Source organism: Mesobacillus sp. S13, from assembly GCF_020422885.1.
Classification (GTDB): domain Bacteria; phylum Bacillota; class Bacilli; order Bacillales; family Cytobacillaceae; genus Mesobacillus; species Mesobacillus selenatarsenatis_A.
Window position 1 is genome coordinate 2,666,292 of sequence record NZ_CP084622.1, and the last position, 15,479, is coordinate 2,681,770.

The 15,479-nt window shown below is 42.0% G+C and carries 6 protein-coding genes; 1 reads left to right on the forward strand and 5 read right to left on the reverse strand.

Features of this window, described 5'->3' with window-relative positions:
* Positions 1 to 100 precede the first annotated feature (100 nt).
* Complete coding sequence (locus LGO15_RS13620; RefSeq protein ID WP_226085039.1) at positions 101 to 562, forward strand: hypothetical protein; 462 nt, start codon at positions 101 to 103, stop codon at positions 560 to 562.
* 97 nt (positions 563 to 659) lie between these two features.
* On the opposite strand, the gene ppc is transcribed toward LGO15_RS13620, so the two are convergent.
* The 5 genes from ppc to LGO15_RS13645 all read right to left on the reverse strand — a co-directional run bounded on the left by ppc (position 660) and on the right by LGO15_RS13645 (position 15,477).
* On the reverse strand, positions 660 to 3,422 hold the full coding sequence (gene ppc / locus LGO15_RS13625; protein ID WP_226085040.1) for a phosphoenolpyruvate carboxylase: 2,763 nt from the start codon (positions 3,420 to 3,422) through the stop codon (positions 660 to 662).
* Positions 3,423 to 3,667: 245 nt separating this feature from the next.
* Positions 3,668 to 12,766: a carboxypeptidase regulatory-like domain-containing protein gene (locus LGO15_RS13630; RefSeq protein WP_226085041.1), complete on the reverse strand. Its 9,099-nt coding sequence runs from the start codon at positions 12,764 to 12,766 to the stop codon at positions 3,668 to 3,670.
* 194 nt (positions 12,767 to 12,960) lie between these two features.
* Positions 12,961 to 13,809, reverse strand: coding sequence for a GNAT family N-acetyltransferase (locus LGO15_RS13635; protein WP_226085042.1), 849 nt, complete (start codon positions 13,807 to 13,809; stop codon positions 12,961 to 12,963).
* 61 nt (positions 13,810 to 13,870) lie between these two features.
* Positions 13,871 to 14,836, reverse strand: coding sequence for a DMT family transporter (locus LGO15_RS13640; RefSeq protein WP_226085043.1), 966 nt, complete (start codon positions 14,834 to 14,836; stop codon positions 13,871 to 13,873).
* 218 nt (positions 14,837 to 15,054) lie between these two features.
* Positions 15,055 to 15,477 carry an RDD family protein gene (locus tag LGO15_RS13645; protein ID WP_226085044.1) on the reverse strand — a complete coding sequence of 141 codons (423 nt, stop codon included), beginning with the start codon at positions 15,475 to 15,477 and terminating at the stop codon, positions 15,055 to 15,057.
* Positions 15,478 to 15,479: the final 2 nt, after the last annotated feature.

The following is a 15,479-nucleotide window of genomic DNA, read 5'->3' on the forward strand; positions in this document are numbered from 1 at the left end:
TTCTGATCAAAATCCTACCTAATTTATTTTACTCATGTTGTTTAACAATAACCAATATATTTAACAATGGTAACAGGTCTTCTTAAAAAGGGGGAGTTCTTTGAAATGCATTGGTGAACTTTTGGACCCGGATAAGTATCATGTCAATGGGAGAATAGCGATTATCGAAAATAAGGAGGCCGTGTTAAAGGTATTTGGTTTTAAAAGTGGAAAATGGCTTGATCTATGGGATATCGACTCTCGAATCCTGACATTGTTTTATAAATCCTATGAAGAAGAATTTGATTGGTTCATTGTTGTTTATGATTACCAGGCTTTCTGTGATGACAGTGATATAAAAGAAGCGATCATATGGCACGAAATCGGCCATATTGAATACCCTGTTCCGGAACATCAGATGAGCATTGAAAGTGAAATCCAATGTGATCGGCTTGCAATCCAAAATGGACATATGGCTGGAGTCAGTAAAATACTCAATCTTACTATGAAAATGGCATCATCACTTAACCATGAAATTTTAACTCATATTACCCTGCAAAGGCAATTGGAACTGCCTGGATGAAACTATATTTCATTATTCTAGATTTACCCGTTTCCAATCACTACAATCGAAAGAAAAAGAAAGAAGTCCCAAAAACACTTTGGGACTTCCTTTTACATCAGCCCGTATTCCTTAATCCTGCAGCAACACCGCTGATTGTTAATAATACCTGAGTCAATAATTCATCGTCTGGATCTTCATCCTGACGAAGCTCCTTAATCAACTCAACCTGAATGAAGTTTAGCGGATCGACATATGGATTCCGTCTATGAACTGAATCTTTGATATTTGGCGTATGATCCAGTAGTTCTTCATCTTCTGTTATTTCCAGAAGGATATTCTTGGTTCTTTCGTATTCCTCTAAGATGTTGCCAAAAATACGATCAGCAATTTCTTTATCTTCTACAAGCGATTTGTATTCCTGTGCCGTAGTGATATCTGCTTTCATTAGTGCCATTTGCAGATTATCAACCGTACTCCTGAAAAACGGCCATTCTGCATACATTTCCTGTAAGACCTTCAGATTTTCAGGACTTTGTTGTGCAAAGCTCTGCAAACCAGAACCCGCCGCATACCATGCAGGGAAAAGCTGTCTGCTTTGGGTCCACGCAAATACCCATGGAATAGCACGAAGATTTTCAAACTTACTGCTGTTCTTACGGCTCATTGGACGAGAACCTATATTAAGCTCAGCAAGTTCCTTTAATGGTGTTGCTTGGTTGAAATAGGTGATGAAATCAGGATCTTCGAACACAAGCGATTGATATTTCCTCAAGGAAACAGCAGATATTTGTTCGATTGCATCAACCCATCTTTGGTCACGTAAATGGCCCTGCTCAGATTCCTTTAAGACATTAGCAGCTGCCTTCATCATCGTGGATGTAGCCTGTTCAAGGCTTCTATAAGCAATATCTTTCAATAGGTAGCGAGATGATAATACTTCACCCTGTTCGGTAATTTTCACTCCCTGCCCAAGTGTTTCGACAGGCTGGGATAGCAAACTTCTGTTCAATGGTCCGCCACCACGGCCCAAGGAACCTCCCCTGCCATGGAAAAACTTCAGTCCAATTTGGTACTTCTTCGCCATTTCATTGATTTCGAGCTGGGCTTTGTAAAGTTTCCAGTTAGCCGTCAACGTTCCGCCATCCTTGCTTCCATCTGAATACCCAAGCATTATTTCCTGCTGGTCCCCCATCTTTTTCAAATGATTGCGGTAAACAGGCATGTTGAATAATGTTTCCATGATTTTAGGCCCAGCTGTTAAATCATCGATCGTTTCAAGCAACGGAGCAACATTCAAATCCGTCTCAAATGTACCATCAGTGTGGAGCCTGTAAATACCGGCTTCTTTGGCTAGGACAAGAACTTCCAGCAAATCACTTGCCGATTGAGTCATACTCACTAAATAAACAGAGATCGATCGCTTTCCGAACTCATTGTGTGCCCGTTTGATCATCTGAAAAACTCGAAGCATTTCCTGTGTCTCTTTTGAGTAGTCCTCATGAAGAAGGAGCAATGGCCTTGGGTCCGCAAGAATTTTAATAAGTAATTCCTGTTTGTCATCTTCAGATAATGATGGGTAATCCTGAGTGATCCCGACCTTTTTTAGTATTTCAGATATTGCCGCTTCATGTTCCCCGCTATGGTTCCGAATATCCAGAGTGGCAAGATGGAATCCAAATAACTGTACTTGCCTGATCAACTTCTGCAAACTTTTAAGCTCATGGTGCACAGGGTGGTGCTGATAGATGCTTCGTTTAATGACAAGAAGGTCTTCAAGCATTTCCTCTGATGATTTATAGCCTATTTCTGATTTCCCGGCTTCCTTGAGCCTTTGAATGATGACCGCGAATTTACGGCGATACACTTCGCCTTCAATATTCCACTTTTGATCATCTGTTAAATATCTTTCCTCATCCTCAAGCACAGATGCCATTAACTCTTCACTAACAGCTGCTCTTGTGATTGAATGGCTGAAACGCTTCATCAAGTCAACTAATACAGCTTTATATTTTTTTAGTACGAGACGTCTTTGTCTTTGCAAAGTTTCCCATGTAATATCTGGAGTCACATTTGGATTGCCATCCCTGTCACCGCCGATCCATGAACCAAATCGAAGGAAATGAGGCACTTTCCATTCATGTTCAGAATAGTGACCTTTCAGGCTAGTTTCTACTTCCTGATGGATTTCAGGGAGCACGTCGAATAAAGTCTGGTCAAAATAATAAAGTCCATTCCTTACTTCATCTATGACGGTGGGTTTACGATCCCTCAATTCATCCGTTTGCCATAGGACGGAAACCTCATTGAATAAGCTTTCCTCGACCCTTTCACGCTCTTTCTTGGATAAAAGTGGGTTGTCCAGACTTTTAAGGATATCTGCTATCCTTTTCTGGATCTCCAGAATTGAACGCTTGGTGGCTTCTGTTGGATGGGCTGTTATGATCAATTCCAAAGAAATGGTATTTAATACATTTTGGATGATATCAGAGGATATATGATTGTCTTTCAATGAAAGGATGGCTGCTTCAATAGAGCCAGGCTGTGCGCTGATCTCGGACTCCAGCAAGTAATCACGGCGCCTGCGGATCCGATGGTTTTGTTCTGCAGCATTGATTAAATGAAAATATACAGAAAAAGCTCTGATTACATTCTTCCTCATGGGTACTGACAAACTAGCGATTTCCTCTTTCAAAGCAGGGTATGTATCGCGGTCATGTCCATTTCTAAGCGTTTTGCACATAGCGCGGATCTTTTCTACTTTTTCAAACAGTTCCACTCCGCCATGATAGACTAGAATATCTCCAAGGATGTTTCCAAGCATTTTCACATCCCGGCGTAATGGCAAACTGCTGTCATTCACTTCGATTCCTGATGTCATTTTGTCACCTTCCTAAAACTTGTGAGAATATTTTAAATATTAATATACCATAAAAGGACATAGAATGTGAAATAATAAGCATATTGATAAGGTACTCTCCTGTGATTCCATAGGTAATAACTCATTAAAAGTGTAAGTAAATCTTATTTAAATTTCCACCTAAACGCCTCTGTAGACAATCCAATTCATTATAGAGAAAAGGCTTCCCAAAAAGGAAAGCCTTTATCAACTCATATCCGTTTTTGTTAACTTGCTTTATCTTTATCTTTTTTCTTTGGTTTTCCAGTTACAATTACTTTCATTGTTTTCGCTGTTTTAGTTTTACCGGCGAAGTTCTCAGCTTCTGCAAGCAATGTATGTGATCCATTCGCAAGATCCAACTCCACTGAGAAAGTGCCGTCACGCCCGGTTTTAGCCGAGTCAATCAGGAATACATCATTCCCATGCTGTTCATAAATATTCACTGTCGTCCCCTGGGCTGCTGTGCCTTTTACTAATGCCAGTTCATCCTTCACCTTCAATTCATCCAAATCCCAAGCTGGAGCTTCAGGGATTTCCTGAACCGAATCCTTGGACCACCTGATGGCATTCACGAATAACTGTCGTCCATCCTGAGTCCACCCATAGTCAGGTCCGATGATATTCGTAACTGAAAAAGAAGACATCAGCAAGTGCATATGATCCTTGCTCCTGAATTCAAAGCCAATTGATTCACCTTTATCCTCCCCGTCCACTGAAAGGCTCGAAATCGCAATTCCAGTGTAGTCTTTAAAGGTTGAATATGGACTTTTCGCACTGTGGATTTTAACGCGGCCATTTTCATCCTGGGCGACTTCATTAAATATTGGATGCCCATCGACAGCTTGAACAAAGATTGCACCTTCATTATATCCCTGCTGATCCATTTCCGGACTTCCCGCTGCCTCTTTCAGTCTTTGAATGGAGCCCTCTCCAACGCCCCAAGTTCCCGTGAATACAAGGCTAGTCTTTTGTTCATCACTTTCTTTGATAAGCTGTTCAAATTGCTCTTTTGTTCCTCTATTTGTATTAACCAGGATGACATCATACTTTCCGACATTCCCTAGGATGTCCCAGCCTTTTTCTTCCGCAAATAGCTCCTGCTCGTTTAATAGAGCAGTAAGGGCACCGCTGACATCACCTAACACTGCAGCCTCGAAAGCATTCAGTTCAAGGTTGAATACTTTATCCTCGGATCCGATCTCAACCTCAAAAGATTCCTGGACATATCCATCTGCCATTACATTCAACGTGTACTCGCCAGGGAGCAAATTCTGGAAAACATAAGAACCTTTTTCCTGACTGGAACCTTCCATTTTAAAATCAGGTTCATCCTTGGGAACGAGCGTCAATGAAGCACCCGCCACAAGTTCTTTGCCTTTCTTTCCAGAAATAACACCCTTCAAATCAGATCCTTCAATCGCGTCCAGTGTAAAGTTCAAATCGACACTGCTTCCTAACTCCGCAACTTTAGCAGGTTTGGTTTGTTGAGCAAAGCCTCTTGCCTGGACTTTGATTTCATAATCACCGACACCAATTCCAAATTTGTATTGACCTGCTGAGTTAGTGGTTGTTTTGTTATTTGTTCCCTCGATAGAAACAAAGGCATTTGCAATTGGCTGTCCTTGACTATCCTTAACCACGCCTTTGATTTCACCCTGGCTTGCGGTCAATGCGTAATTGATTGCATTCAAATATATTTTTTTCGCATTTTCAGTCCATCTGTCATTCGGATGCCCATAGCTGCTGATTTGCAGAGCAGATAAAAGAATATGGACACTATTGGATGAACTGAACTTATAGGCAATGGAACTGCCTAGTTCTCCCTTAACCGGGTTAGTCAAACTCCCGAGAATCGTACCGCTATAGTCATCAAACACCGAATATTGTACGCTGCCTTTAGGGTTGAGGAGCAATGGAATTTCTTCACCTTTATTGAATCCCTTAAGGATTGGGTGGTTTTCATCTACCCGAAGATTTAGTTCCTTATCTACAAAACTATATTCAAACTCCTCAGGATCTCCATATACATCACTCAAATCTCCAATAGGCCCACCGAACAATGAAGTGAAAATAATGCTGACTTCATTTTCATTCGCTCGTTCCACCAATGCCTTAAATCTGTCGTCTTCCATGTACAAATCATTGACGATGATCAATTTATAGTTTGATATATTCTCGATCAAGGTTTCAGATTCCTTATATGGATGCAGATCAACGTCATAACCATTGTTTTCAAGGAATGGCATGATCCTGTCCTGTTGATAAGGATTTGCAAGGAATGCAATTTTTTCAGAAGCGACAAGCGAGACATTCAAGTCTGTATGCTGGCCTGTGGTAATTACTACAGACTGGTAAACCGGCTTATATCCTGCCGCAATCACCCTGACTTCATATTGGCCGGCAGGAAGTGTCGCTTGGTAACTTCCATCTTTACCTGTTGTGACAGATACTGGTGTTCCGATTACTTCCAGTCTTGCCCCCTCTATTGTATCTTTTGTAGAAGCATCGATAATTTTTCCTGATAGGATACCAGAATCGACCGGCTCTAGGACGAAGTTTTCATTTAATGCTTCGCCATTTTCAATTGAAATAGTGAACTCCTTTGGAGCATGTCCAAAAGCATCAACAATCAAGGTGTATGTCCCTTCCTCTAATGCTGCAAAGAATTCCCCTTTTTCATCTACCTGATAGGTTTTGCCTGTTTCCTTTACAGTAACCATCCCCTGCACTGCCCCGTTGACATTCTGGACTAGGCCATGGAGTTCACCGACAAGAGCCTCTTTCTTATCTAGTGCCCAGTTCAGCGCGTTATTCAACAGCCGTTCTCTCGCGGGGTCAAAGGAGTCATTAGGCTTGAATACATGGCTGATTGTCATATTGGCTAAAAGAATCTCAACTGAATCAGTCGTCCTTCCTTTATAGGCGATCATGCTGCCCTTTTCATCGGTTTCTGAATGGGAAAAATCAACAATGGTTTTACCTGAATAGCCGTCAAAACCATAGTAATATCCTGACTTTCCAGGTATTTCGATGATGTCTCCTGCCTTAAAACCTGCAGTAAGTGGATGGTCACCCACGACAGTTCCCTGCGCTCCAGGCTTGTTGTTATGTTCGAATATAGTTTTTGGTTCACCATTATATTCCTGTAAATATCTAATCGAACCGCGTCCTCCAGCCTGGCCTGTCCAAATGACTGATTTCCTGTTTTCATCCAAAGCTTTCTGGAATGCTAAAAACTCTTCTTTTGTCGGTTCAAGATTTCTGGCATAATCGGAATTCGCAAAAATAACATCCACTTCAGCCAACCTGTCTGTATCTTTATAGTTCAGGTAAATGACCTTATAACCTCGTTCTTCCAAATATTGTTTATAGGTAGTTCCTGAAGCAGTCAGATCGACGATGATTCCAACTGTTGGTGATGGCTTCAATTTTACATTCAAGGTTGCTTTTTGGCCGTCTGTAATTTTCACTTCAATGTCCTGGCGCACATAGCCTTCTTTTTCTACGCGTGCTGTATAGTTACCTGGTTCCACTTTTGTTAGGTTGTAGAGACCCTGGATATTTGTTACTGCCTCTTTTGGTGCACCTAACAGTGTAACCTTCGCACCCTCAATTGCACTTCCATCCTTGGAATCTTCCACACTGCCAGTAATGGAGGCAACACTTTCAGCTACAGACAATGGAATCTCCTTTGGCTCACCGTCCATTTCTGCCGTTATTTTCAAAGTTTTTTCGGCATAGCCATAGGCACTGATTTCAATCTCGTATTCTCCTTCTAGCGTCGCGATAGTAAAACTTCCATCTTCACCGCTTGACTGAGTTTGATATGGCTGTCCCTTCACCTTGATATCTGCTATTAAGGGATTGCCTTCTTCATCGACAATCGTTCCGCTTATCACCGGATATTTAACATTTGCCGCCCATAATACCGAGTTGATGAGAAGCTGTTTTCCTGCCTCTGTATAATCCTTGGCACTATGGTAATAAGCAAAACCGTGACCACTCAACAATAATTCAGCACTTCCAGCAGATCTTGGTTTATATGCAACCCCGAGTCCATGCGCGGCATCAGAACCTTCATGCTTGATTTCCGCAAGAGAAAAGCCGCTATATTCCTTGAAGTAACCAACATAGCTGGAGGATGGAGTGAGGATTTCGATGGACTCCCCGGCCTTTGCTCCATCAAATATTGGATGTTCCTCTATTACCTTGTACTGGGCAGATTCAGTTGTCTTCCTTATTGTTTTAAGCTCTTTCGGATCCTTTCTGAAATTCACCAACTGCTTGATGCCGCCACCCCAGACTGCATCACCATAGATTAGGCTGGTTTGTGCTTTATCCGCTGCTTCCATCATTTCATCAGTTATGGCTGAAGAGCTTGGGTCATTGAAAAATATGACATCAAACTCTGGCATTCTCTGGACTAATTCTGCCGGCGCAACATCTAAAACACTTACTCCGATCTCATTAAAGAGAGCCTTGAAGTTTTTTTCAGAAGAATAGTAGTCACCTACTACCCCGATGGAAGGCATATTGTGCATCTGAATATCGAAATCACCTGAATGGCGCGCAACATCGACACTCTGAGTTTGTGCGATGTATCCCTCCTTACTGAAAATAAGGAGATATACTTCTTCCTCCAATCCGGAAACCTCATATCTTCCATTGGGAGAAGTTTTAACTTCTGCGATTGTTTCGCCTGCTGAGTTTTCAACTGCAAGATCGACTCCCTCGAGCTCCATGCCTGATATGGAGTCCGTTACAGTTCCAGTTAGGATCCCTTTTTCTGACTCACCTAAAGTAATTTGGACTTTTGCCGCCGTACCCTTTGCTACAGTAACAGTTTCTGCTTTGGAACCCAGTCCTTTCGATCTTACTTCTAGTTTGAATGTTCCTTCATCATGGAAAAGCGTGAAGTTTCCGTCAGCGTCAGTCTTCACTTTAACTCCTGTTTCAATCATTTCGATGTTTGCCTCTACAGGTTCCCCGGCTGCATCGGTTACTGAACCTGTTATTTTTCCGTATTGAGCTTTGTACAGATAATCAATACTGTTAAAAAGAATCTGCTGCTGGCCGCGAAGCCAGGCCTTGGAACTTTCCCAAGGTACTGTCGCATGGCTAGACAATAATAAATGGGCACTGTCCTCGGATACTGCATAATAGGCAATTCCCGACCCTACAAACCCTTGATCCGTGTTGCCGATTTTACCAATTGTCCTACCGGTATACTGATTGAACCAGGCAAAATCTGCATTATTCTCTAAAACATTGATTCTGTCTCCAGGTTTATAACCCTTGAAGATAGGATGTTCTGCTTCAACCTGGATTCTCACTTCACCACCATCATAGTCATGTCCAAGGTCTTTCGGATCCTGGAAAAAGTCCTTCAAATGATGGATGGACCCATAGTTCGCCCCCCACTGATCTGTGAAAATAATGCTGACATGATGAGCTTTTGCTTTTTCTACCAACTCTCTAAACTGGTGCTCAGTCGGCTTGATTCCTTCAGAACCATACCCGCCATTCAGGTAAAGCACTTTATAGCGGCTTATGTCCTCGACAACATCCCAGCTCCGTTCTTCTGCGATATATCCATTAACATTCAATAGGGTGGTGATCTCACTCTTATAATCATTTAGGACCGCAACATCTATTGGCTGCAATTCAAAGCTTAGGTCTGTATGATTGCCAGCCTTAACAGCGATTTCCAAGCTGCCGGTCTTGTAACCATCTAACTCTATAACTGCCTTGTAGGTTCCTTCATAAACGTCTTTGGAAAATTCCCCATTACTGTCCGTCTTCCCCTCGATCGGTGACTGATTGAGGATGACAGCCGCTCCCTCTACCCGCTTACCAGTGCGCTGGTCTTTTACAAGGAGGGATAAAGAGCCCTTATCGGCTTCTTCAAGTTGATAATTCTTTATGAATTGATAGCCTGAAGAAAGCTTTACATTTTCAATTATTTGCTTTTTACCATAAGCAGAAATCCTGATCGTATAGTCACCAGGTGCATGCTTGAGCAAAAAGACTCCATTTTTATCTGCGCTGACAGTTTCTCCTGTTTCTACAACCGTCACAGTACCTTCGATAACATTGCCTTCATGATCTTTCATTGCTCCTTTAACAGAGCCAGGTGAGCTATAGCTCTTGACGCCAGTCTGGAAAGGTACGATTACCTGTCCTGAAAGGATAGGAATACCCGATGTACTGTAAACTGGGAGGCTGAAATCTTTCAATCTTTCACCGGTGTACACATCAATGACAGACAGGTTTCCGCTTGTACCTGCAAAAAATAATAATCCATTTGCAGAAACAGAACCACTGTTCAAAGTAGTGCCCACAGAGCGGTTGTTCCAAAGCACTTGCCCTGTCTTTGCGTCGAATGCGCGCAATACCGGCTGAACTGCTGAACCTATGACGACAAGATTTTCATAAACGATTGGTGAGCCAGCCTGCGTATCACCGATACCGCCTGCCTTCCATTTCTCTTCACCTGTCTTGCTATCCAGAGCATAAAGTGTGCCGGCTTCAGTGTTAAAATTAGTACCTGCAAGATATAGTGTGCCGTCATCTAATACCGGCTTTGATGCAATACCCTCATTTACGAGTGTTTTGTTCCACACTTCTGTTCCGTCTTCAATCCTGAGCGCTCTTAGCTTTTGATTATCATAGCTTCCGATAAATAACAGCCCATCTCCAGCACTAGGACCGAAATAGGTAGGTGCGCCAAGATTGACACTCCATTTCTTTTCTCCATTTTCTGCATTTAACGCGGTTACCTTTGCATCTTCTGAAAGATCAGATGACACAAATAGTGTTCCATCAACAAGTAATGGAGATTCATAGACTGCCATTGCCCCAACGACTGTGGTCCAAATAATGCTTCCTGATTTCAGATCCAATGCGTAGATCTTTCCGTCTTCTCCACCTGACAGATAGACAGTCTCTCCATCTATAGTCGGTGAAGACCTGTTCGTGCTTCCAATTCTTACTGACCATTGCTCCTTGCCTGTAAATGCATCAAGTGCTACAACATAACCGCTGTCCGTGACAAGGACAACTTTGTTATTAGCTGCAGCCGGTGTAGAAAAAAGAATCTTTCCTTTCCCTGAAGTATTGTACTCCCAGCTTTCCTCCAAGGCAGCTAGGTCAATTGCGTTAGAAGACACAGCATTTCGCTGATTGTTGCCGTTCGCCATAGACCAATCTTTATTTAAATTTGTTGAGTTACTATTCACCTTCAAATCGATGGAGGTATCAGCGTCAACATTCAATTCTTTTGCCAGTCCATCTATCCCTTCACCAGATACCTGAAGGACATAGTGGCCGGCAGGCAAATTCTTCACTTCAAATGTTCCGTTTGCATCTGTGCGATATATCGGCATTGGCGTGCCTTTAACCCTTATGAACGCATATGGAACAGGTTTCCCTGTATTGTCAGTTACTTTTCCGGATACTGTAAATGCCTCGGCATCCTCCAATACCCATTTTACAGATAACGTTTCGCCTTTTTTCAGTTCGATCACTGTTTCGTAATCCTGATAGCCAAATGATGTAACCTTAATTTTGTGGTTTCCTTCCCTGATTTTGTAATTGAATTCCCCGTCCTTCCCAATGGTAAAGGAAAGAGCCTCTTCCTTTATTTCAAATTTCCCTTCAATCGGCTCACCATCCTTATTTGTCAGCTTGCCAGTAAGTTCACCTGCAAAAGCGGTTTCGGTGATAGCCTGGTAAATATTCATGATGCCCGTACCATAGGAATCGTTGGGCAGCGTACCCATATGCGGTTCCACTCTTGAAGTCTTCTTCAGTGTTTCTTTTATCTGGTCAATTGTCAGGTTTGGATTAGCCTGTAACAATAACGCTATTGCGCCTGTGACATGTGGAGTTGCCATGGATGTACCGCTGATTGTGTTGTACTTCCCTTCATTCCTTTTAGCCGGCCAGGCTGAATAAATTTTGTGGCCTGGTGCAGAAATATCAGGTTTTATGATCCGTTGCTCATCACCGTTTTCATCCTTCCAAAAGACCGGGCCACGGCTGGAAAAATAGGCAGTCTGGTCAAACTCATCCGTCGCGCCAACCGCAAAAGTCTCCGGAAAGCTTCCAGGTGAGCCGATTGTCTGTGACCCAGGACCATCATTTCCTGCTGCGAAAGATGGAAAGATTCCTGCTGACACCCAAGCTTTTACATCTTCATAGAATTCAAGGTTATAAGTATTGGAATTCCCCCATGAGTTATTGACTATATGAGGAGCCTTTGATGGGTCACCTCCTGGAGCCATAAACCATTGAAAAGCTTGATGAATGGCAGATAGAGTCGTAGAGCCACCATCATTGAAAATTTTTGCCGCAATCCATTCTGCTTCAGGCGCTACCCCGATCGGTTCACCAGTGCCGCCGCCAACAGCTGTACCAGCTACGTGGGTACCATGGCCATAGCCGTCATTCGGTGTGTCATAGCCCTGGCCTGATAAATCAATCCAAGAATATTGATGATTACCATCCCGGCCGCGGTAGTTTTGTTTAAGAGCTTCATGATTTCCGTCTACACCAGAATCCATGATCCCGACAACGATACCTTCTCCTTTTAATCCGTATTGACCCCACACCTTTGGAGCATAAATTTTCTCTAGTCCCCATTGAGGCAGACGAGGGGGATTTTCTTCTACTGTCACTTCAGGAAGGCTGAGTGTGTGATCGAGTGAGATTTCCGCTATATCATCACGTTTCTCAAGTTCTTCAAAAGCTTCTTTTGTGATAGAAGCAGTCATTCCATTGATAATCCAGAGTGAATTCTTCTTTTTGGCTTTCCCCTTTGTTTCTAAGGCATCCAGTGCCTGTTTGATTCCTTTTTGAGAATTGGCCGCTTTTTCTTTGAGGTGGTCATGGATGGTCTTAATCTTTGCAGCGCGGTTTTTCTTTGCTTTCACTTGAGGATAAATCATGTTGAAGTCTGGCCTATCTTTCATCCTGATGATGACATCAATTTCCTGGTCCTTTTTAAATGCTTCAAGAAGAGCTGCCTCATTTTCCTTTTCAACTGCTGCTGGATCATCGCCTTTCAAAGGCGGTGGATGTATTCCCAATCCGTCCAACAGATTTGCCAGTTCGTTTGTATCTGCAGATGGAGCTTCTTGTTCTCCTGCTTTTTCAGAAGCTTGCTCTCGTTGTTTCTCCAGCACTAGTTCTTCCTCAGAAAAACTTTTGGATTTCTGTTCGGCAGCTATGGACAGCTGGCTAGTAAATGTTGAAAATACCATGAGGAACGCTAAAATTACTGCTGAGAGTTTTCTTACGGTAACCTTCTTTTTGCTTCGCAAATTCTTGCACCCCCTGATCATTTGATTACCGAAGAAATACTGCATAATTTTGTAAAAACCTTTTTATTTATTGAATATTTATACTATTCAGATAAAAATGAATACAAAGTATTACTAAATTTGTAATAAACAGGAAATAAGTAACAGGTGAAAAATATGAAAAAAAGACCATGAGGATGGTCTCTGTATTAGCCTTATTCAAATATAGGAATGACTTTGCCGTTACACGCTTTTTCATAAAATTCGATTGGTCCGGCTTGATCGATGATAATTTCTTTATAACCCTTTCTCAACATATCTTCCAGGCAGACATGCAGCAATGACTCTCCAATCCTTTTAGCTCTTTTGTTTTTCGCGACGCCCATAGGTCCAAAATAACCCGGTTGTTGTATGTCAAAAGCTGCAAAGCCAATTATATCCCCTGATCGATCTTCAGCGATAAAAATGGACGGAAGATTACGCACAAGTGCCTGTTTGATTGTCTCAATCCAACGAGTGCCAAACTCATCTTTTATGAACAGGATCAGCCTCTCAGCATCTTCATGGCGAACCATTCTAATATTCTTGTAAAGCTGCTTCTGTACACTGTATCCTGATAAATCCAATTGCATATCCCGCGATACTGTTCCCAGACTCAGAAAGGTGTTTTGCTGTTCCGGAGTCAACATTCTATCAGTTTGTCCAGTTATAATTAAAGCCTTCAGGACATGTCCTTCATTTAGGAAAACCTGATTGTAGTTCCTCATATAGTTTATTGCTTGATCAATCACTAGTTTCGTTGATTGACAAACTGGAGTTTTAATTGGTTCACAGAAACCGAAAGGAAGACTTTCAAGAATCGGATGACATGAATCCTTCAAAGAATCAATATCGATGCCACTTTTTTGTATTGCCTCCTTTATAGGGTAAGACCCATCATCCAAGCATCCAATCAAAAGATGCTCAGGTGTCAAGCATGGACTTTTGTCATATTTACATGCATGTTCTGCTATGCCAAAAACTTTTGACATTTGCTTTGTAAGTTTTACTTCATTTAACTCCAATCAAACCCACCTTAACAATTTTATAGAGTTTGTGAGATTTATGAGGCTAGATAGGGTCAATCTACGCACTGATTTTCATTTGCTCTTCTTTTCTCTTCATTGTTGTAAGGCTGTGAAGTGCCATACCTAGCATGACGAAGATAATGCCGACCCAGGATAATGTTGATGGAAGTGGGGTTGCCAGGATTAAAAATTCGCCTCCCAATGCAAAAAGAACTTCCATGGCCTGGGTTGCTTCTACTGCAGCGAGTTTCTGCATATTGCCTCTCACTAAATCTGTCGCCTTGAAGAATAAAACAGTCGCAATCACCCCTGAGGTAATGGCTACTAAAAGGGACTGGAAGCTTTGGTTCGTGGTTGGAGGACCCACCGTCAACAGACCATATAAAGATAAGAGAAGCCAAAAAGGCAGACTGGCAAGAGTCATTCCCAGGACGCGTTGATATGCGTCAAGATTTCCATTTGTAACTTCCATCATTTTTCTGTTTCCCAGAGGATAAGCGAAAGATGCGATCAAGACTGGGATGACCCCAAGTACAACCATCTTAAAGGGTAAATGTCTAGCATGTTCTAATTGTATTAGCAAGATTCCTGCTAAAATGATCACTGACATTCCGAGTCCCTTGAAGGGTATTTTAGCCCTCACTGTTACTAAACCTTCTTTTGTCATCGTCCTTTCATAAAACAAGGGACTGAGCAAAGCACCGGAAATAATTGTGATTTGCCAAGTCGCTGCAATCAGCCACCCTGGTGAAAAGGCTGCAGCATATGTAAGTGGTGCATAAAACAAGACAAAGCCAACAAAGCTCCAAAGAAACCAAGGGAAAGGATTTTGTTTGATGCTATGAATTACCGGCTTTGTATTTCCCCTTGCAGCCACAATGGCCAATAAGAAGGGAACCATGAATAGGTATCTAAGGGAGGCGCTCCATATCCAGCTTCCACCAGATAACTCCATCGATTGATTCAAAATAAAGGTGAACGCAAAAAAGAAGGCTGCTAAAATGCCTATTAAAATCGGTCCCATCCACTTACTCCCCCTTAAAAACAAGAAAACCTGCATACTTGATGTTTTACAATCAGAAAGTTCAATAGTACAAGTTAATAAGCATTAATATACCATAACAACGGTTTAGAAATCACCAAGTTTTTCCACAAAATCAAGAGATGGAGATTAATGTTTATGACTCAAAATTGTTTAAATTTTAGTAATAAAAAACACCTGGAATGCCAGGTGTCATGATCTTATTGTTCATACTGTATTTCGTTTGGTTTTTCATAAGTTACATATGTGCCTGCGATGAAATCATGGATTGCTCTTTTATCCTGTCGAAGCCCTACCATGAAAGCACTGACAATAGCAGCAAGACCTAAAGTAAGAACATAAACTAGTCCGCCGACGAGAGTTCTCAAAAGCATCGTGCCGAAACCTATTTTCTCCCCGTTTACTTTCGCGATTCTTACACCAACGATTTTCTTGCCGACTGTATATCCGGACCACACTACTGGAACAAGCACAGAGTAGAGCAGGTTCACTGAGGAAGTAAAAGCATTGTCTTCAGTGTTACCTGTTATTAAATAACTGATAATTGCAAGTGGAACTCCGATGATTAATCCGTCTAAAATTGCTGCACCCAGTCTTACCCAAAAACCAGCTGGTCTGTTCATTG